A 20,011-nucleotide genomic window follows, 5' to 3' on the forward strand; every position below is an offset into this window, starting at 1 on the left:
TCCCGGATCCTCTCACCTGTGGGGCGCTGCCGACTTCCGGATCAAGTATGCGCAAAACGCGCGACGGCTTCGAAGCGGGACGGCCATGCGCCCGACGCGTGCTCGCACTCGGGGCACGCGACTTCAAAACCCTCGTCGCCATGTGACAGTTCCGGTTCTCCGTCGCAATGCGGGCACCGGGTCGGCGCCGGAATCTCCTGATCCAGCGAGGTGCCGATCGCGGCATACGCGTCCGCGTCCAGTTGGCCGGCATCGGCCAGACGCCGCAGCAGCGCGGCGATTTCCGGATTCATCCCGCGGCTCGCACGCAACGAGCTCACGTCGCGCGTGGCGCGCTCCAGTTCGTCGCTCTGGGTGCGCAACTGTTCTTCGAGGCGGTCGGCGCGCGCCTTCGCCGAACTCAATTGCTGCAGGAAATCGAACTCCTTGCGCTGAACGTCGCGCAACCCGCTCTGGTAGGTCGACGCCATGCTGCGCAATGAATCCAGTTCGACCAGCATCGGCTTGACGCGGCGTTCGGCTTCGGCCACCGCATCCTTGATTTGCTGCGCGTAGTGCTCGGTGCGCTGCTGCAATTCGGCTTGCAGCGCGTCGATGCGGTCGCGCAGCGCGGCGTTCTGCGCCTGTTCGGCATCGATCCGGCCCGCAGCCGCAGCCAGTTCCTTTTCCAGTCGGGCGACTGTGGTGAGCAACGTTGCTTCGCTCGCCGAACCGTGGGTAGTTTGCGACGCGAGCTGAACCTCGAGTTCGGTCACCCGCGCCTGCAATTGCTCGTTTCTTGCTTCACCGCGCGCGAGCGCGCCTTCCAGCGTTTCCTGACGGACGGTTGCGTCACGCAACCGCTGTTCGGCGTCGGCCATGTCGGCGCGAACCTGCTCGCGATCTCCATCGAGGCTGTCGCGCGCGGCTTTCAGCGCCTCTTCATAGAGTGCGCCGAGCAACGCGCCGGCCTTTTCCTCGACGGCCTTCGGGATTGCCGCGCCGTCGAGCCGGATCTTGGAAGCGGAACGGATGCGTTCCCAGAAGTGGTCGATGTCTTTCGGGATGTCGCTGGCGCTGCCGGTCTGGGTCAGATCACGGACGTTGGCGGCAGACGGCCGGATGCCGAGATCGAAAAACAAGCGCTTGCACGCGTGCAGTGACAGTTCCTGGCGCCGTGCACCGCTTGCGCGCAGCGATTCCAGTTCTTCCCGAATGACTTGACGCATTTCGTCCAAGGTCATGACCACACTCGTAGACAATGAAATGTGTCGATCATAACGAAATACGTATTTCTTGATACTTGTTTCGAGGGTCCGTTGTGAATTTACGTCGTTTTGCACAGAAATCGGATCTGTGAGCCCATCCTGCTGAAGGTGACCTCAAATTCCGTGAAACAAAGCGAAGAAAGTCAGCCAAGTCCTTGTACTGCAAGCAATTTCCAGCGAACCCCGAATTTGGGCATTTGTTTCACATGACGGCGGACCAGGCTACCCGTGGGTGTTCAGGGGTTGGGGTGTCTGTGGAAAACTCGTCAGCCGATGTCTTGAGAGTATTAGAAGTAAACACCCTTGAACCCTTAGTTAAAAACGTTAACGCCACGGCACAGCCTTATGGTGCAAGGCTTTCCGGCCGACAAGGTGAAGTTTTACGGGAGCCAAGGTGATCTTCTGCGGGAGCTGACGTGATGGGGTTCAGGGATCTGCGTGAGCCGATGCAGGAAGGGTCGTGAGCGGATTCGGGATCACAGTAAAACACGAGTTTTCCCACAGGTGAGGGTTTTCGGGGCCGCACAGCCACGGAACCCGCGCCGTGCCTGAGTGCACAGTTTTCTGCCTGTGCAGACATAGGTGAGAATTTGCAGGACCTGCTTTGCGCCCTGATTTTGCCCATCTTTTGGGCAGATTTGGTGAAAGGTGAGGTTTCACGGGACTCCACGGGAATTTGCTGTGAGGATTTCCGGGAAGCGAACGCCATTTTGCACAGCAAAAGTGCTTTCGGGGGCCGGTGATGCCCCAAAGGTGAGGTTTTTCGGGAGGGAAATCCGGGTTTTCCTGCTCCGATCCCCTTAAGGTGAGCTTTTTCGGGGCATGGATCACAGGCTGTGACGAGGCTCACAGGTGAGGCTTTCCGGGAGCCATAATTGCTGAAAAAATGGTCAAAGGTGAGGTTTTTCGGGACCCGGGACCGGCCGAATTCGCCGAAAAGCCCGCCAGGACTGGAAGAAATCTCGTTTTTGCTGTGCCACCTTTTGGCACAGGTGAGAATTTTCGGGGGCCGACATCCGGTTGTCGTATGAAGGATTCTGGTCGAAAGGTGAGGCTTTTCGGGGGAGTCTGGCGCTGCACAGCCAAATGCCTTCTATGCATAAGTATCGGAAGAGATTGGGATTTTTGATACCGCGACGGTTACGGTGAGATTTTTCGGGAGCCATTTCCCTGCCCGCTGCTGTGCCGCATTTTTTCCGTAAGGTGAGCGTTTTCGGGAGGGGCGAGTGGTCAGTCCCGCGTGTGCCGGGCGTTCGTCGGCATCCGGACGAATCAACATGCTGTGCCTGAGGTGAGTATTTTCGGGACCGGACACGATTCGCACGCTGTACAATGCGCGCCCGGGCTGGCCAAGCACCTGCTGATCGAGTTGCGCGTGCCCGTTTCGACGGCGGTTTTCCACGTATCGAAGCCGAACCGAACCTGCGGCGAGCCGCGCCTGTACATGCATACAGGCCGATGCGCGAGAGTCGGGGACGCGTGGTGAGGTGCAATTGCGACCCTGTGTCGAACTCACGGTTGCGCAGTCGCAAAATTACGACAAATCGAAAGGTGAGCCGATACGGGAGCCAATTTCGCACGTGTCCCGCACAGGTGAAATTCTGTGAATCGGCGCATGCCGCGGCACGTCTGGAAGAGTCCGGAACGCCGCAGGGGCGGACCGGTGAGCGTTTTCGGGAGCGGTTCGGGTGAGTGCCGTTTTGTCGACGCGCTTCACCGGCTATGGTGAGCATGTCGTTCTGGACGCACATCACCGCAGGCGCTATCCTTCCGGGAAACTTCTCCTCCGACCCGACGTATGGCCACGACGAAGCGCGCCAAGAAAACCGATGTGGATGTGGTGAGTGCCAGTTCAGCCGAATTGCGAAAGGCCGTCGAGGCGATCGCCATTCAGCCGAAGAGCGGCAAGATCACGCTCCTCACTCGCAAGCTGTTCAATGTCCTGCTGGCCGTCGCGCAGCAGGCCGACGACTCGGGCGATACCTATCGCGCGCTGCTGTCGGACATCGTCGCCAACTCCGCTTTCGATTCGAACGACACCGCGTTGGTGAAGGAACACCTGCGCCGCATGGTGTCGGTGCAGGTCGAATGGAGCACGGGCACATCAAGCCAGAAGCCGGGCCGCAAGTGGGGGATCTCCACGCTGATCGCCGATGCGGAAATTCTCGAGGATCCGACCACCCGCCGCGTGTGGGTCGAATTCTCGTTCGCGCCGAAGATCAAGAAGAAGCTGCTCGACCCGGTCCAGTATGCGCGGCTGAGCCTGCAGTTCCAGAGTCAGCTGCGCAGCAGCGCCGGCCTCGCGCTGTACGAGATCTGCGTGCGCTATCTGACGAACCCGAGCCACCTGACGATGCGCGAGCCGTGGGAATGGTGGCGGCCGATCCTGTCGGGCACGCCCGACACGGAAGCCGGCGACGAAGCGAAGCGCGAGTACAAGTACTTCAAGCGCGATTACCTGCGCCCCGCGATCGCGGAAGTCAACGCGGTCACCAACATCTTCGTCGAGCTGATCGAGCACCGCGAAGGGCGTCGGGTGGCCGAGATCCAGTTCCGCGTGACCGAGCGCAAGCAGCCGATGCTCGCGCTCGACGAACACCCGAACGTGTTCGACAGTACGCTGGTCGACCGGATGGTGAAGCTCGGGATTCCGCTGAAGGAAGCGCAGACGCTCTATGCGGACAGCGAGGAAAACCGGATTCGCGCCGCACTGCAGATGACCGAGCAGCGGATGCGCAGCACGACGCTGCCGCCGGTGCGCAGCGCGCCGGCGCTGTTCAAGGATGCGCTGAAGAAGGGGTATGCGCCGCCGGTCGAGTCGGTCGATGCACTGCCGGCCGGCACGCCGTCCGCGAAGGTCGCGGCTGCGCAGCCGGACGATCTGAAGGCGCGCCTGCTGAGCGAGTTCGCCGCGTTCCGCCGCAAGGAAGCGAAGGTGCTGTACGAAGAGCAGGGCGACGCGGAGCGCGAAGTGGCGCGCGAGTCGTTCGAGTCGGAGGCATTGCCGACGATGGGCTCGCATCTGCGCGACGACTGGCGCAAGCGCGGCCTCGATTCCAAGCTGGCCGAGACGGCCTTTTTCGACTGGCTGGCCCAGAAGACCTGGGGCGAGCCGACGGACGGCGACCTGCTGTCGTTCACGCTGAACCAGTCGCGGGCCGCTTGAGGCGCGCTCAGGCCCGCTGACGGGCGCCGCCGGTACCCACCCCTTGGTCGGGCGGGACCGGCGTTCTCACCAGGCCCAGCCGGCCGCTTTCCTTACTCCGACAACAGCATCCGCTCGAGCTGCTCGAGAATCGCGTCGCGCTTGTCCTTCGGCAGGCCGCGCAGGCGCAGTTCGATGCGGTCTTCGCCATACGACTTCAGGTCGCCAACCGACTTGCCGCCGAGCTTGATCTCGAGACGCTGCGCATAGCGCTGACGGCCGGCGGCCTTCGGCGTTTCCTGCGCGGCAACGCGGCCCTTGACGATGTCCGACACCTGGCGCGTGCTGAGATCGTCCGACACGATCTTGTTGATCAGCCGCAGCGTCGCCTCGGTGCCGCGCGCATTGTGATAGCGGCCGACCTGATACGCCATGTTCGATCCGAAGCGATCGGGACGCGCGACCATTTCCTGCATGATCGCTTCCGGCAACTTGCCGATCGACAGCGCGACGGCCACCGTCGACTCGTCGAGGCCGAGATGCTCGGAGAGTTCTTTCTGGCTCTGGAAATGCTTGTCGTCGAGGAAGCGGCGCCACACGACGGCGTTGTCGAACACCGTCTGCGAATCGCGCTGAACGTTGAGGTCGTAGCCGAGCTTGTAGCTCTGGATGCCGATCGGCACGTCGATCACGATCGCCTTGACCGACTCCTTGTTCGCTTCCTTCAGCGCCCGCACGCGGCGGCCGCCATCGCTGACGAAATATGTGCCCGGATTGTCGTAATCCGGAATCACGTGGATGGCCTGCTGCTGCCCCTGCTTCGCGAGGTTGACCGCGAGCTCGGCAATCGACGATTTCAGATAGAAGTGCCGCGGGTTGAACGGGCTGTGCTTGATCGCCTTCAGCGGCAGCTCGATCACCTGCCCCGGCGCATAGCGGTTCTCGAGGCGCCACGCGCGATATTGCGGCGATTCGTCGATCGACGGATCGATCGTGAATTCCGGAGCAGGCGGCGGGGCGATGTCCTTCTTCGCGGATTTGGTCGGTGCCGGGGTAGGCGTTTCGGACTTGACGATACCGTCGATCGCATTGAGCCGATCAAGCGCCGTGCGCTTCTCGCTCGTCGTGATATCCGGGCGCGCTTGGAATCCTTTGGCGAATTGGGAAGGTTTCATGTGACTCCTTTATGCGCATAAAGTCAGGGCAGCATGGCGACGATTTCGTCGGCGCATGCGCGAATTTCGGTGGCGGCGAGCTTGCCGCCGCGATCGTTCATCTGCAGTACGGTCTGACCGAGCGCCATCGCCTGCTTGTACGCTTCCCGAGTCGGAATCTGCGTCTTCAGCAGCGGGAAGCCGAGTTCCTCGAGCGCACGCTTGAGCTCGCGGGTCAGCATGCGCTTCTCTTCGGTCTTGTTCAGCAGGAAGACCGCGCGGAGGTCTTCGTTCATCACCTGCGCCTGCTGAATCAGTTTGACCAGCCCGACGCTCGACCAGTAATCGGCCGGCGACGACGATGTCGGGATCACGGCAATCGATGCGGCCAGCAGGACGACGCCCGAGACTTTCTCGGTGATCGACGGCGGGCAGTCCACGACGATGATGTCGTAGTCGTTGATGAACTTCTTGATCTCGCGATGGATCTGGCCGTCGGCTTCGGCAAGGTTGACGACCGGAAACGGGATGCCGTTGTCGCTGTCGCCGGATGCGCTCGACCAGTGAACCAGCGTGTTTTGACGGTCTGCGTCGATGACGAGAACGCGCTTCCCTTTTTCGTGGAACGCGGCGCCGAGATGCATGGCAATCGTGCTTTTGCCGACGCCACCTTTTTGTTGAGTGACTGCAATGATTTCCGCGGCCAATTTTCACTCCTGTTTTGGTCGTTGGAATTCTACAGGACGATATTTGAATTTCAATGAAATTGTCGTGCAACAACTACGTATTGGCCATTCGGACTATTGGTTTATGCGCATAAACGAGGTGGCCGAGATGGGCGGCGTGTTTGGGCGCTGCGTTGAAGATGGCGAGGCTGATGCACCCGGGCGCGATGGGCGGCTCGATGGTTGGGACTTTACGTGCGTTAGCGTCGGACACTATTCGTCGCAGAGATGTCTCGGTGCGCCGCCCTTTCGCTGCACGGGTTCGTTGCCGGCGAGTGGGAGAGTTTGTGCGCATAAACTCTGCGGAGGCCGCGGCGGTCGACTTCGTCGCTGGAGCGCCCTGCATTCGGAGCGAGAGGCGTGATCTGCGAGGGCGAGTCGGATGTATGTCCACAAGATGCGCCGTTGGGCCGACGGAGGTGCGGCGAGGCAACGCGCTGCTGGGCCGCAGCGTTTATGCGCATAAACCAGACGCCATGATCGCCCGCGATGAAGTGCTGCGGGCTGAGACCTCGCCTAAATCGGGCGCGAGGTGATGTCGCGGCAGAACAGCCTATCGATACACCGATCGCCGGGGCCGTCTCGCCGCGATACCCGTCTCCACCCAGAGTCACGCGGTACCTCGCTGAGCGATTACGGCCTTTATGCGCATAAACCAGCCGCCGCGCCTCGCCTTCACGCATCCCTCTTCAAGGTTGCCCGTCAGGAAGCGTTGGCTGAGCGGATCGCAATTCATGGCCCCACAAAGCAGGCCGCCCGACTTTATGCGCATAAACATAAACACAACCACAACCACTCTTTGAAGCATCTCCCCTGACACCGAAGACGCCCCAATCCCGATCACGGCGCATCACCAAACCGAACCGCCTCAGCAACCCATCGAACGGAAAGCCACCGCCGATCTCGGTTGAACCACCCACCGAGCCCCTCGACGCAGACTGGCTACAATACAGGCCGTCCACCCTCCAGGCCTGAATGATGATCACGATCTACCACAATCCCCGATGCTCGAAGTCGCGCGAGACGCTTGCGTTGGTCGAATCGCTGAATACCGCCGGCGCGCCGCTGAACGTCGTCGAGTACCTGAAGACGCCGCCGACGGTCGAGGAACTGGAAACGCTGCACCAGCAGCTCGGTCGCCCGGTCCGCGACATGCTGCGCGATGGCGAGGAGCCGTACAAGACGCTGAACCTGGCCCGCGCGGATCTGACCGACGCTGAAGCCTACGCGGCGATCGTCGCTCATCCCATTCTGCTGCAACGCCCCATCGTCGTGTACCGCGGCAAGGCGGCCATCGGTCGCCCGCCTGAGTCGGTGAAGGCGTTGTTCGAATAATTCTTGTCCGGCGTATTTTTCTTATTGGATCAACGCGACCGAGCCCAGCCCGGTACACGCAACGGCAATCCAGGCCGACGCGACCGCCAGCCCGCACGCGCTAGCCACCACCCGAACGATACGTCGACACAGACGCCACAGCGCCTAGCCCCCACCGGACGACCCACCCTCATCGTCCGGCTCCCGCCCCGCCGCCGCTTTCGCGGCCGTCCGCAACAACGCGATCTGCCCGCGATACGCGCGGCATCCGCTGCAGGTCGGCAGATGCACACGCACCTGCAGGCGCTCGTGCAGCGTCAGATGCCGGTCGAGCGCATCCGACAGCAGTCGTGTCACGTCAGTACATTTCCCCGGCAGCATCTTCGGTCGTCAGTCCTTTTTCGCTCAGGCAGGTTCGCAGGCGCGTGCGCGCCCGGTACAGCAGCACGCTGCAATGATTCGTCGTCAGCGTCAACTCGCTGCAGATGTCCACGATCTCGACATCGAGGAATTCGCGCATCATGAACACGCGTCCGATCTGCTCCGGCAGGTGATCGAGGCAGACCTGGAACAGCGTCCAGAACTGCTGTTGCTGCAACAGCGTGTCGGGCTTCGGCCACGGTCGCGGTTTCGCATGCGCGGCCCAGTGCCCGTTTTCCTTGAACAGTTCGCGATCGAGCACGGATTCGCCGTCGAGCTCCGCATCGAGCGCGGTCAGGCTCACCAACCGCTGCCGTGCGCGCAGCACGTCGATCAGCTTGTTGCGCAGGATGCCGAACACCCAGGTCTTGTGGGCCGACAGCCCGGCGAACTCGCCGGCGTGCGACCACGCGGCGGCCAGCGCTTCCTGCACGGCATCTTCGGCCGCATCGGCATCGCGGAGCTGGAGCCGCGCGAAGCGCAGCAGGTCGCGCCGCAGTTGCGCGAGATAGGTGGGATCGTCGTATGCGGACGGCATGTGTGGTTGCAGTGTTTCGAAGCAATGGCGACGCGCGTACGCCACGGAGCGGGCGTGTCGCGGTGCGAGCAGCTTACTGGGCGCGGTGCCGGCCTGCAACGCAATGTTCCGTCACGAATTCGCGAAGCCGGCCGCCGCGCTGCGCTATCCTTGCCGAACCTCGTCTCGCGCGTCGACGCGGCCGCGCGGCGGGCAATCTGTAACGTCGGAACATAACGGTCGAGTTATCCACAATTTCTGTGGAAAACCTTGTGGAAAGTCGGCCGGACGGCCCCGTGGGACGGCTCGCGGGCTGGCTTGCCTATAAACAGACCTTTGTCGCCGATTCGGAAGCAATCGATCCGATTCCTCACTCACCGGAAGGAGAATGCCATGTCCTATCGCATTGCGGTCGTCGTCGGCAGCCTGCGTCGCGCTTCGACGAACCGCGCGCTCGCGCACGCCGTGATCTCGCTCGCCCCCGCCGATTTTTCGTTCGAATTCGTCGAGATCGGCGAGCTGCCGCTGTACAGCCAGGACTACGACGCGGATTTCCCGGAAGTCGCGAAGCGCTTCAAGCAGTCGATCGAAGCCGCCGACGCGCTGCTGTTCGTCACGCCCGAGTACAACCGCTCGATTCCGGGCGTGCTGAAGAATGCGCTCGACTGGGGCTCGCGCCCGTGGGGTTCGAACTCGTGGTCGGGCAAGCCGGGCGCGGTGCTCGGCACGTCGCCGGGCGCGACGGGCACCGCGCTCGCGCAGCAGCACCTGCGCAACGTGCTCGCGTACCTCGACGTGAAGACGCTCGGCCAGCCCGAAATGTTCATCAAGCACGACCCGGCACGCATCGACGATCAGGGGCAGATCGTCAGCGAGGACACCCGCAAGTTCCTGCAGGGCTTCGTCGATCGCTACGCGGGCTGGGTGCGCCTGCTGAAATCGGCGTGACGTCGTCGGCCTGATCGCCGCGCCCGTTCACGCCGCGGCATCGGCGTCGGCCCGCGCGCAGCGGGTCACGCGCCGGCGTGTCGTGCGTCGCGCGCTTCGCGGATGCGCAGCAGGATCTCGTCGAGCAGCGCGATGTCGAACGGCTTCGACAGCACGCGGACGTTGACGGTGCGCGTGCGGTCGAGCTCCTCCGCATAACCCGTGACGAGAATCACGGGCAGCTTCCCCGGCCGCTTGTCGATCGCTTCGGCCAGGTCGATGCCGTTCAGGCGGCCCGGCATGTGGATGTCCGAAATCACGAGGTCGAACGCGTCGTTCGCGGCGGCGCCTTCGATCACGCGCAACGCGTCGTCGGCGGTGGGCACGTAGGTCACGCGGTGCCCAAGCAGCGACAGCAGCGCTTCCGTGCCGGCCGCGACTTCGCCGTTGTCCTCGACGAGCAGCACGTGCAGGCCGGCGAGCGCGCCGCTCCCCGCATCGTGCGCGACGGCTGCCGGCCGCGCGACGACATCCTCGGCACGCGCGCGCGGCAGGTACAGACGCACCGACGTTCCCGCGCCGACCGCGCTGTCGATCGTCGCGAGGCCGCCCGAGCGTTCGCAGAACGCGAATACCTGCGGCAGGCCGAGCCCCGTCCCCATCCCTTGCGCCTTCGTCGTGAACAGCGGTTCGAACGCGCGCGCGAGCACGTCGGGCGCCATGCCCGAACCGGTGTCGTCGAGCGAGATCTGCACGAAATCGCCGGTCAGCGGGAAGCCGTCCTCGCGGCGCAGCGTGACGTTGCGCGCGCCGACCGTGAAGCGTCCGCCGTTCGCCATCGCGTCGCGCGCGTTGACCGCGAGGTTGATCACCGCAAGCTCGAGCTCCGCGACATCGACGCGGATCGGCCAGACGCCCGGCTCGATCGCGACGACCAGCGACGACTTCGACCCGAGCGACGTCTTCAGCAGCTCGCGGCACGTGCCGAGCCATTGCCCGATGTCGATCGTCTCGTTGTGCAGCGGCTGCTTGCGCGCGACGCCGAGCAGCTGGCGCGTGAGCGACTGCCCGTTCTTCAGCGCGCGTTCGATCGCGCCGAGCTCCTTGTCGAGATGCTGGACGCCGCGCCGCCGCGCGATCTGCACGTTGCTCGAGATGATCATCAGCAGGTTGTTGAAGTCGTGCGCGACGCTGCCGACGAGATTGCCGAGCGCCTGCATCTTGCGCGACTGCCGGTACGCCGATTCGATCGAGCGCCGCATCGACGCTTCGGCCTGCCAGCGGTCCCACGCCTCCTCTTCCGCCTTCAGCCGCTTGAGCGACAGCCAGATCACGGACCACAGCGCGACCGACGGCGCGAACATCGAGATGAACAGCACGCTCAGGTGTTCGTACCATTCATGCCAGATCGCCGACGTGCGGTATGCGCAGCTCACGTAGACCGGATAGCTGCCGACCTGGCGATACGCGACGATCTCGCTGCTCGCATCGTCGTGGCGCACGCGCACGACGCCCGCGCGCGGCTCGTTGTGCGCATTGCCGAACGTGACCGAGCGATCGGTGTGCGCGAGCGACGGCGGCGGCGGATACGACGCGATCACCGCGCCGTCCGAGCGCGCGAGCGCCATCGTCATCGGCGTGTTCGCGCCGCCGAGCAGGTCGCGGTAGAACGAATTGAAATACGACGACTTCAGCGCGATCGACACCATGCCGGCGAACGACCCGTCGCTATGGCGTCGCGCGACGCCCGTGTTGAATACGGGAATGTTCTCGAGCTTGAGCGGCCCCATCATCAGTTTCGAGATGTGTTCGATGACCTTGCCGTCGCGGATCCCGGCGAAGTCGTCGCGGTTCGCGATCGACGCATACGGCGCCGGATAGTAGAGGCTGTTGGCGAGCAGCATTCCGCTCGCGCCGAAGATCGACACGGCGGCCACCTGCGGATAGCCGCCGCCGATCGTGTTCAGCGCTTCGTGGATGTCGGATTCCTTGCTGCGCACGGTCGCGTCATCCATGTCCTGCACGAGGTCGACGATGCGCGCATCGAGCGTTTCGCTCAGGTCGAACACCTTGAGCGCGTGCTCCTCGGCGACGCGCACCGTGCGCATCGTCACGTCGCTCGCGGCGGCCTCGCGCGCCTTCAGGTCGTTGTACGCCATCACCACCACGTAGATGCACGGCAGCACGATCGCCGCGACGAGCAGCACGATCAGCGTCACGCGGCGCACCGCGAAATCGTGCTCGGGTGCGCCGGACGCGTAGCTGCCGTCGTCCTGCCAGTCGTCGGCGGGAGGGGCGGCGGGGGCGGGGGAGTCGGCGGGCCGTTCGGACGTCATCGAGGAAAGCGGGTGAGGCAGAAGTGCCTGCCATCATAAACGAGTTGCGACGGCCCGCCGTGCGGCGCCATACAGGCGCAATCCTGTCGTATATGACAGCGGTAAACCGTCAGATTGAAAACGCGACGAATCCGGCAGCGCAAACGTACACAAGGAAAAATTTTGCGTGCTTATCTCGAAAATGGTCGGGACTGTTTTCGTAAAGGTGCGCGATGGGACCAATTTTGTTCGAAATGGTGAAAATGGCGAGTTGCATCGCCTCCGGTTTACTCCGAGAATCGCGCCTTGCTTTCCCTATGACAGATACATGCGCCCGCCGGCGATTGCCGCGCGGCGCGTCGCGCGCACCTGCGGCGCGGCGCCCGTGCGCGGTCGCAAGGCGGTTGGCCGCGCCCGAAACGCATGGCACTAAAGAAGCGCGCCGCGCGGTCGTTAACGCGAGAGAGACCATTCCGTATACCGTATCGCCCCATGCCTTTGCCGATTGTAATTGCCGACGATTCGCTGCTCGCTCGCAAACTTCTGACAAAGGCGCTGCCGGGAGATTGGGACGTTGACGTCGCGTATGCCGCGAATGGTCGCGAGGCCTTGGCGCTCTATCGTGACGGCAAAGCTTCCGTGATGTTTCTGGACCTGACGATGCCCGACATGAGCGGATATCAGGTCCTGGAAACACTGCGCCACGAAGATCTGAACACGTTCGTGATCGTGGTATCCGCCGATATCCAGCCGCAAGCGCAAGCGCGCGTGCGCGAATTGGGCGCGATCGCATTCGTAGCCAAGCCCGTGACGTCGGAGGCATTGCTGCCCATTCTCAAGGAGTATGGGTTGTATGCCTGAATCGGTGTTCACGGCGGAGCAACGCGACGCGTTGCAGGAAATCGCCAATCTTGCAATGGGCCGCGCCGCCGCGCGGCTTGCATTGTTGCTCGGGCATTTCATCGAGCTGTCGGTGCCGCGCGTGCGCGTCGTGAAAGCGGCCGACGCGAGCGACGCGCTGCGCGAGATGACGGGCATCCACGACAACGTGACCGCCGTGCGCCAGGGCTTCCGCTCCGACATCAAGGGCGAGGCGATCGTGCTGTGCCGCACCGCGGGCGTCGCGCGGCTCATGTCGGTCGTCGACCGCACCTTTGGCGACGGCGTGTACGGCGGGATGGCGACGCCGGACGAGCTCGTGTTCGACGTCGCGAACGTGCTGATGGGCGCCTGCGTCGCGTCGATCCTCGACGAACTCGGCCGCAAGCCCGTGTTCTTTCCGCCGGGGCTGCTCGGTGCGAACGTGTCGTTCGACGACGTCTTCCAGCCGAACGAACTCGGGTGGAGCGTCGCGCTGCTGCTCGAGGTGAACTTCGGGCTCGAGAACCACATGTTCCGCGCGCATTTCGTGATGCTGATGGCCGAGGATTCGATCCGGCTGATGGGCGACGCGCTCGACGCGTTGCTGTCCGCGCTATGACGGCCGCCGCCCCGTCGCTGAGCGACCTCGTGATCGAGCGGGTCGGCTTCGGCCTGTTCGTGCTCGACCGTTCGATGACCGTCCTGATGTGGAATCGCTTCATGCAGGACCACAGCGGGATCCCGGCCGCGGACGTGATCGGCCGCAACATCTTCGACTGCTTTCCCGACCTGCCGCGCGCGTGGCTGTCGCGCAAGCTCGAGAGCGTGTTCCAGCTCGGCAGCTTCGCGTTCAGCTCGTGGGAGCAGCGGCCCTACCTGTTCCGCTTCGAGCACGACCGGCCGATCACGGGCGGCGTCGACTACATGCAGCAGGACTGCACGTTCATGCCGCTCACGCGCGGCCGCGACGTCGAGGCCGTGTGCGTGACGATCTCGGACGTCACGCATGTGAGCGTGATGCAACGGGAGCGCGAGGAAGCCGTCGCGAAGCTGCGCGAACACGCGAATCTCGACGGGCTCACCGGCATCGCGAACCGGCGCTTCTTCGAGACGCGGCTCGGCGACGAATTCGCGCGCTGGCAGCGCTACGGCGGCGACCTGTCGGTGCTGCTGTTCGACCTCGACCACTTCAAGACGATCAACGATCGCTTCGGGCATGCGGTGGGCGACGCCGTGCTGCGCGAGACGGCGCGCCGTGTCGCGTCGATCGTGCGCGCGCAGGATACGTTCGGCCGTTTCGGCGGCGAGGAATTCGCGCTGCTGCTGCCGTGCACGAACCTCGACGAGGCGATGCGGGTGGCCGACAAGGTGCGCGAGGCGATCGGCAGCGTGCCGGTCGATGCCGAGGGCGTCAGCGTGCCGGTCACGGCGAGCGTCGGCGGCGCGTGCGCGAAAGTTGGCGCGCCGACCTGCGACGTGCTCGTCAACGAGGCCGACGCCGCGCTCTATCGCGCGAAGCGGCTGGGGCGCGATCGGTCGGTCGCGCACACCGACTGACCGCGCCCGTCCCACTCAGCTTTTCGCGATGTCGGCGAGCACGCCGGCCAGCACGGCCGGCTGCGACACGAACGGCGAGTGACTGCTGTCGAGCTGGTGCACGTGGGTGGGGTTGCCGGGCGCGAACGCGTCGGCTTCGTCGATGAAGCGCTGCTGCAGCGCGGGCAGGATCACGCGATCGGCGAGGCACTTGATGTAGTGACGGTCGATCGCGCCCCAGCGTGCGGCGGTCGTCGGGATCGCGGTCGCGAACGGCGTGGCCGGCACGTCGCAACTCATCAGGTTCGTGACCGCGTCGAAGTCGGCCTGCGGCACGTCTTCGTACAGCGCGCGCTTCATCGATTCGCGATACGCGGCGTCGCCGCTGTGCGGATCGATGCGCAGCGCACCGGCCACGCGCGGGCTCGCGAGCATCAGCGGGCCGAGCAGCTCGCCCTTGTTTTCCGGCGCGCGCACGTAGTCGAGGCCCGGCACGCCCGATGCGGGCATGAAGGCCGCGAGATAGACGATCTTCGCGATCTTGTCGGGCGCGCGTTCGGCGGCCGCCGTGATCGCGAGGCCGCCCATGCTGTGCCCGACCAGCACGACCTTGCCGCGGCCAAGCGCGTATGCGTCGTCGACGGCCTGCATCACCTGCGTCGCGTAGTCGTCGAGCGTCGTGTTCGCGACCGGCGACGGCTCGGCGCCGAACGCGTCCTTGTCGAGCGGCCGGGCGAGATACGACGCGGGAAAGCGCGCATGGATGCCGTGCGCGGGCAGGTCGCGCGCGATCGACAGATAGCCGCGCGCGGCCAGCGCGGCCGCCACGTGGGCGTAGCACCACGCGCCATGCCACGCGCCGTGCACGAGCACGAAAACGGGATGATCGGACTGCGGGGTGGCGGTGTCGTTCGTCTCCATGGTGTCCGTATTTTTTTGAGAAAGGAGTCATCTTAGACGAACCCGCCGGCATCGAGACGCGATCGCGCGGCGCGTTTCATGTCCTGCAACGATCCGTCCCTTTGTGTCGCACAGGCCACATTTCGTCCGGATCCGATTTGAATTTGTGCCGAAGCGCGCTAATTTGTTGCTTTGCCTGCGATTGCGCCCCATGAACGTCGACTATCTCTTCTACCGGAAGCCGAACAAACCCGGCCCCTATTCGCTCGACGACCTGGGCGACATCGCGCCGCCGATCGGTCCGGGCGCCCTGGTGCGGGCCGGCATCGCGCGCGTGTTCGAGCAGATCGACTGGCAGGAATCGCCCGACGTGCCGGGCGCGTGGTTCGGTACGGGCGGCGCGGTTTTCCAGTTCACTGCCGAGCCCGACGGCCGCGTGACGAGCTTCATGGGCTCGCGCCTCGAGCGCCGCTCGATGCTGCAGCTCACGCGCGAAATGGGGCTCATCGCGCTCGATCTGCAGCGCGACATCGTTTACGGCTGACGCGCTTTCGGGAGACCGGTCGCGGAGGCCGGCCGCACCGGCCTGCCGGCGGCGCCCGACACCCCGCCGGACGTGGCGCGCGTCCGCCATCGAACTTCAAAGATTGCTATACTTTCGCCCAATTCCGGCTTCCGGCCGGTAATTTGTGCCTGTCTGCGTCGATCGTTCGCATATCTCGCACGCATTCGACGCCCTGACCATCCCAGCCGGGCATGGCTTCTTCAATCGCCCCGCGTGGGTGTCTCCGTGGAGCTCGTCTTGGCCGTTTCCCATTCCGTCGTGGACGAACAAGAAACCGACGCCGCTGCCGTCACATCGGGCAGCTCCTTCTATCTGGCGATGCGCATCCTGCCGGCCGTGCAGCGCGATGCGATGTTCCAGGTCTACGCGTTTTGCCGCGCGGTCGACGACATCGCCGACAGCGACCTGCCGCGCGCCGAGCGCACCGCGGGCCTGAATCGCTGGCGCGCGGACATCGACGCCTGCTTCGCCGGCCGGCCGCCGCGCCACCTGGCCGCGCTCGATCGCGAGATCCGCGCGTTCAACCTGCAGCGCGACGATTTCCACGCGATGATCGACGGGATGGCGATGGACGCGGTGGAAGACATCTGCGCGCCCGACGAGCCGACGCTCGACCTGTTCTGCGATCGCGTGGCGAGCGCGGCCGGCCGGCTGTCGGTGAGGATTTTCGGGATGCCGGAAGCCGAAGGGATCACGCTGTCGCACCACCTCGGCCGCGCGCTGCAACTGACGAACATCCTGCGCGACATCGACGACGATGCCGCGATCAACCGGTGCTACCTGCCGCGCGAACTGCTCGCCCGCGAAGGCATCGCGATCACCGATCCGGCGACGATCGTGCGCGATCCGGCGCTGCCGCGCGTGTGCGCGACGCTCGTCGAGCGCGCGCTCGAGCACTTCCGCCAGGCCGACGCGGTGATGGACACCTGCCCGCGTGCGCAGGTGAAGGCGCCGCGCATCATGTCGGGCGCGTATCGCTGCATTCTCGATGCGGCGATCGCACGCGGTTTTGCCGCGCCGCGCGCGCCGCTGCGCAAGCCGAAGGCGCGCATGCTGATGATCGCCGCGCGCTACGCGCTGTTCTGAGTCGACCGACGCGATGCCCAGAACCGTCCACGTGATCGGCGCAGGACTCGCGGGCCTGTCGGCCGCGGTCGAGCTGCAACGTCGCGGGCGTCGCATCGTGTTGCACGACGCGCATGCACACGCGGGCGGCCGCTGCCGCTCGTGGTTCGACGGGACGTTGAACACGACGCTCGACAGCGGGCTGCACACGGTTTTCGCGGGACAGCCCGCGACGCAGCGCTACCTGCGCGCGATCGGCGCGGCCGATCAGCTCGCGGGGCCCGCGCTGGCTGAATTCCCGGTCATGGACATCGCGTCGCAGCAGCGCTGGACGCTGCGTTTCGGCAACGGCCGCTGGCCGTCGTGGCTGTTCGACGCCGCGTCGCGCGCGCCGGGCACGACGCCGCTCGACTACCTTGCGCTGGCCCCGCTCGCGTTCGCCCGCACGGGCCGTTCGCTCGCGCAGACGATGCGATGCGACGGCGTGCTGTGGGATCGCTGGCTGCGACCGTATTTCCTCGGGGTGCTGAATATCGAGCCGCGCCACGCGAGCGCCGAGCTCGCGCGCACCGCGTTGTGCGGCACGTTTGCCGCGGGCGGCCCCGGCTGCCGCCCGCTCGTCGCGCGCCACGGGCTCGGCAGCGCGTTCGTCGAACCGGCGCTGCGGATGCTGCAATACGGCGGCGCGCAGATCCGCCTGAATTCGCGGCTCGACGCGTTCGAATTCGGCGCGCACGGCAATGCGGTCGATGCGGTGTCGATCGGCGGCGAGCGCATCGATCTCGCGCCCGGCGACGCGGTCGTGCTGGCCGTGCCGCCCGAGGTCGCGCAGCCGCTCGTGCCCGAACTCACCGCGCCCGACACGTTCAGCGCGGTCGTGACCGCGTATTTCGCGGTCGAAACGCCGCCGGCCGGCATTCCGCTGCTGCAGACGACCATCGTCAACGGTGTCGTCGACGCGGTGCGGACCGGCGACGGCCTGCTCGCGGCGACGATCCGCGATGCGGGCCGCTGGCTCGACATGCCGCGCGACATGCTCGCGCGGCGCATCTGGGAAGACGTCGCGCGCGTGACCGGCGCGAACCCGGAAACCATCCCCGCGTGGCAGCTCGTCGTCGAGCCGCGCGCGGGCTTTGCGGCGGTGCCGTCGCAGGAAATGAAACGTCCGGCCGTGCGTACGCGCTGGACCAATCTTGTACTCGCGGGCGACTGGATTGCCACCGGCCTGCCCGCCACGATCGAGGGCGCGATCCGTTCCGGCCAGCTGGCCGCGGACGTGCTCCAGACGCAATAAAGAGAGGGACCGATGAACGATCTCACCGAAATGGCTACCTTGTCCGCCGGCACCGTGCCGGCCGGCGTCGACGCGGCTGTCGCGCGTGCGACCGACGCGCTGCTCGCCGCGCAGCAAGCGGACGGACACTGGGTCTACGAACTCGAGGCGGATTCGACGATTCCCGCCGAATACGTGCTGCTCGTCCACTATCTGGGCGAGACGCCGAACCTCGAGCTCGAACAGAAGATCGGCAAGTATCTGCGCCGCATCCAGCAGGCCGACGGCGGCTGGCCGCTGTTCACCGACGGCGCGCCGAACATCAGCGCGAGCGTGAAGGCGTATTTCGCGCTGAAGGTGATCGGCGACGACGAGAACGCCGAGCACATGCAGCGCGCGCGCCGCGCGATCCATGCGATGGGCGGCGCCGAGATGTCGAACGTGTTCACGCGCATCCAGCTCGCGCTGTACGGTGCGATTCCGTGGCGCGCGGTGCCGATGATGCCGGTCGAGATCATGCTGCTGCCGCAGTGGTTCCCGTTCCACCTGTCGAAGGTGTCGTACTGGGCGCGCACCGTGATCGTGCCGCTGCTCGTGCTGAACGCGAAGCGTCCGCTCGCGAAGAACCCGCGCGGTGTGCGCATCGACGAGCTGTTCATCGATCCGCCCGTCAACGCGGGGCTGCTGCCGCGCCAGGGCCACCAGAGCGCGGGCTGGTTCGCGTTCTTCCGCGTGGTCGACCATGCGCTGCGCGCGGTCGACGGCCTGTTCCCGAGCTATACGCGCGAACGCGCGATCCGCCAGGCCGTGTCGTTCGTCGACGAGCGCCTGAACGGCGAGGACGGCCTCGGCGCGATCTATCCGGCGATGGCCAACGCGGTGATGATGTACGACGTGCTCGGCTACGCGGAAGATCACCCGAACCGCGCGCTCGCGCGCAAGTCGATCGAGAAGCTGCTCGTCGTGCACGACGACGAAGCGTATTGCCAGCCGTGCCTGTCGCCCGTGTGGGATACGTCGCTCGTTGCGCATGCGCTGCTCGAGACCGGCGATGCGCGTGCCGAGGAAGCCGTGCTGCGCGGCCTCGAATGGCTGCGCCCGCTGCAGATTCTCGACGTGCGCGGCGACTGGATCTCGCGCCGCCCGAACGTGCGGCCCGGCGGCTGGGCGTTCCAGTACGCGAACGCGCACTACCCGGACGTCGACGATACGGCCGTGGTCGTGATGGCGATGGATCGCGCGCAGAAGCTCAAGCAGTCGGACACGTATCGCGAATCGATGGCGCGTGCGCGCGAATGGGTCGTCGGCATGCAGAGCAGCGACGGCGGCTGGGGCGCGTTCGAACCGGAAAACACGCAGTACTACCTGAACAACATTCCGTTCTCCGATCACGGCGCGCTGCTCGATCCGCCGACCGCCGACGTGTCGGGCCGCTGCCTGTCGATGCTGTCTCAGCTCGGCGAGACGCCGCTGAACAGCGAGCCGGCCCGCCGCGCGCTCGACTACATGCTGAAGGAACAGGAGCCGGACGGCAGCTGGTACGGCCGCTGGGGGATGAACTACGTGTACGGCACGTGGACGGCCCTGTGTTCGCTGAACGCGGCCGGCCTGACGCCGGACGATCCGCGCATGAAGCGCGCTGCGCAGTGGCTGCTGTCGATCCAGAACAAGGATGGCGGCTGGGGCGAGGACGGCGACAGCTACAAGCTCAACTACCGCGGTTACGAGCAGGCGCCGAGCACCGCGTCGCAGACGGCCTGGGCGCTGCTCGGCCTGATGGCGGCCGGCGAAGTGAACAACCCGGCCGTCGCGCGCGGCGTCGACTACCTGGTCGCCCAGCAGAACGAAGAAGGCCTGTGGGACGAGACGCGCTTTACGGCGACCGGCTTCCCGCGCGTGTTCTACCTGCGCTACCACGGCTATCGCAAGTTCTTCCCGCTATGGGCGCTCGCGCGCTACCGCAACCTGAAGCGCGCGAATGCGACGCGCGTGACGGTCGGGATCTGACGCGTGGGCGTGTCACGGCACAACGGCGCATTGCCCGTCA

At 65.2% G+C, this 20,011-nt stretch carries 17 protein-coding genes; 10 read left to right on the plus strand and 7 right to left on the minus strand.

Features of this window, described 5'->3' with window-relative positions:
* Positions 1-41 precede the first annotated feature (41 nt).
* The gene (locus tag HWX14_RS21135; protein WP_175884652.1) at positions 42-1,223 is read right to left on the minus strand and encodes a DNA-binding protein; all 1,182 of its coding nucleotides are present in this window, start codon (positions 1,221-1,223) and stop codon (positions 42-44) included.
* 1,822 nt (positions 1,224-3,045) lie between these two features.
* Here HWX14_RS21135 and HWX14_RS21140 point away from each other — a divergent pair.
* Complete coding sequence (locus HWX14_RS21140) at positions 3,046-4,413, plus strand: replication initiation protein (protein WP_006480193.1); 1,368 nt, start codon at positions 3,046-3,048, stop codon at positions 4,411-4,413.
* Positions 4,414-4,505: 92 nt separating this feature from the next.
* Here the strand turns inward: HWX14_RS21140 and HWX14_RS21145 are convergent, their stop codons facing one another.
* Complete coding sequence (locus HWX14_RS21145) at positions 4,506-5,567, minus strand: ParB/RepB/Spo0J family partition protein (RefSeq protein WP_175884328.1); 1,062 nt, start codon at positions 5,565-5,567, stop codon at positions 4,506-4,508.
* A 23-nt stretch (positions 5,568-5,590) separates the two neighbouring features.
* Positions 5,591-6,253 carry a ParA family partition ATPase gene (gene parA, locus HWX14_RS21150; RefSeq protein ID WP_048250668.1) on the minus strand — a complete coding sequence of 221 codons (663 nt, stop codon included), beginning with the start codon at positions 6,251-6,253 and terminating at the stop codon, positions 5,591-5,593.
* Between the two features lie 996 nt (positions 6,254-7,249).
* Here parA and arsC point away from each other — a divergent pair.
* On the plus strand, positions 7,250-7,606 hold the full coding sequence (gene arsC / locus HWX14_RS21155) for an arsenate reductase (glutaredoxin) (RefSeq protein ID WP_175884653.1): 357 nt from the start codon (positions 7,250-7,252) through the stop codon (positions 7,604-7,606).
* A 144-nt stretch (positions 7,607-7,750) separates the two neighbouring features.
* Here the strand turns inward: arsC and HWX14_RS21160 are convergent, their stop codons facing one another.
* Together HWX14_RS21160 and HWX14_RS21165 are read right to left on the minus strand one after the other, a co-directional pair.
* Entirely contained in the window at positions 7,751-7,966 is a 216-nt protein-coding gene (locus HWX14_RS21160; protein ID WP_175884329.1) for a zf-HC2 domain-containing protein, read from the minus strand.
* Positions 7,944-8,543 carry an RNA polymerase factor sigma-70 gene (locus HWX14_RS21165; RefSeq protein ID WP_175884330.1) on the minus strand — a complete coding sequence of 200 codons (600 nt, stop codon included), beginning with the start codon at positions 8,541-8,543 and terminating at the stop codon, positions 7,944-7,946. Before HWX14_RS21165 ends, HWX14_RS21160 begins: the two co-directional genes overlap by 23 nt.
* A gap of 372 nt (positions 8,544-8,915) precedes the next feature.
* Between HWX14_RS21165 and HWX14_RS21170 the strand changes: the two genes are divergently transcribed.
* Positions 8,916-9,470, plus strand: a complete 555-nt coding sequence (locus HWX14_RS21170) for an NAD(P)H-dependent oxidoreductase (RefSeq protein WP_174387321.1) — start codon at positions 8,916-8,918, stop codon at positions 9,468-9,470.
* Positions 9,471-9,535: 65 nt separating this feature from the next.
* On the opposite strand, the gene HWX14_RS21175 is transcribed toward HWX14_RS21170, so the two are convergent.
* Entirely contained in the window at positions 9,536-11,785 is a 2,250-nt protein-coding gene (locus HWX14_RS21175) for a hybrid sensor histidine kinase/response regulator (RefSeq protein WP_175884331.1), read from the minus strand.
* A gap of 471 nt (positions 11,786-12,256) precedes the next feature.
* On the opposite strand from HWX14_RS21175, the gene HWX14_RS21180 reads away from it, so the two are divergent.
* From HWX14_RS21180 to HWX14_RS21190, 3 genes are read left to right on the plus strand one after another with little or no spacing between them, the layout of a single operon-like run.
* On the plus strand, positions 12,257-12,625 hold the full coding sequence (locus tag HWX14_RS21180) for a response regulator (RefSeq protein ID WP_011548759.1): 369 nt from the start codon (positions 12,257-12,259) through the stop codon (positions 12,623-12,625).
* Positions 12,618-13,244 carry a chemotaxis protein CheC gene (locus HWX14_RS21185; RefSeq protein WP_050013469.1) on the plus strand — a complete coding sequence of 209 codons (627 nt, stop codon included), beginning with the start codon at positions 12,618-12,620 and terminating at the stop codon, positions 13,242-13,244. The genes HWX14_RS21180 and HWX14_RS21185 overlap by 8 nt, the downstream gene beginning before the upstream one ends.
* Positions 13,241-14,182 carry a diguanylate cyclase gene (locus tag HWX14_RS21190; protein WP_175884332.1) on the plus strand — a complete coding sequence of 314 codons (942 nt, stop codon included), beginning with the start codon at positions 13,241-13,243 and terminating at the stop codon, positions 14,180-14,182. The genes HWX14_RS21185 and HWX14_RS21190 overlap by 4 nt, the downstream gene beginning before the upstream one ends.
* 15 nt (positions 14,183-14,197) lie before the next feature.
* On the opposite strand, the gene HWX14_RS21195 is transcribed toward HWX14_RS21190, so the two are convergent.
* Positions 14,198-15,082 carry an alpha/beta fold hydrolase gene (locus tag HWX14_RS21195; protein WP_175884333.1) on the minus strand — a complete coding sequence of 295 codons (885 nt, stop codon included), beginning with the start codon at positions 15,080-15,082 and terminating at the stop codon, positions 14,198-14,200.
* Positions 15,083-15,272: 190 nt separating this feature from the next.
* Between HWX14_RS21195 and HWX14_RS21200 the strand changes: the two genes are divergently transcribed.
* The 4 genes from HWX14_RS21200 to shc all read left to right on the plus strand — a co-directional run bounded on the left by HWX14_RS21200 (position 15,273) and on the right by shc (position 19,971).
* Positions 15,273-15,605 carry a hypothetical protein gene (locus HWX14_RS21200; RefSeq protein ID WP_174387326.1) on the plus strand — a complete coding sequence of 111 codons (333 nt, stop codon included), beginning with the start codon at positions 15,273-15,275 and terminating at the stop codon, positions 15,603-15,605.
* Positions 15,606-15,863: 258 nt separating this feature from the next.
* The gene (hpnD, locus tag HWX14_RS21205) at positions 15,864-16,712 is read left to right on the plus strand and encodes a presqualene diphosphate synthase HpnD (protein WP_175884334.1); all 849 of its coding nucleotides are present in this window, start codon (positions 15,864-15,866) and stop codon (positions 16,710-16,712) included.
* Between the two features lie 13 nt (positions 16,713-16,725).
* A complete protein-coding gene (hpnE, locus tag HWX14_RS21210) occupies positions 16,726-17,985 on the plus strand; it encodes a hydroxysqualene dehydroxylase HpnE (protein ID WP_175884335.1) in 1,260 nt (419 codons plus the stop codon).
* Positions 17,986-17,997: 12 nt separating this feature from the next.
* Positions 17,998-19,971 (plus strand): squalene--hopene cyclase, encoded by a 1,974-nt coding sequence (gene shc / locus HWX14_RS21215; protein WP_175884336.1) that lies wholly within the window; start codon positions 17,998-18,000, stop codon positions 19,969-19,971.
* The last annotated feature ends 40 nt before the right edge of the window (positions 19,972-20,011 follow it).

The sequence above is a fragment of the Burkholderia sp. BCC0044 genome, assembly GCF_902832955.1.
Lineage (GTDB): Bacteria > Pseudomonadota > Gammaproteobacteria > Burkholderiales > Burkholderiaceae > Burkholderia.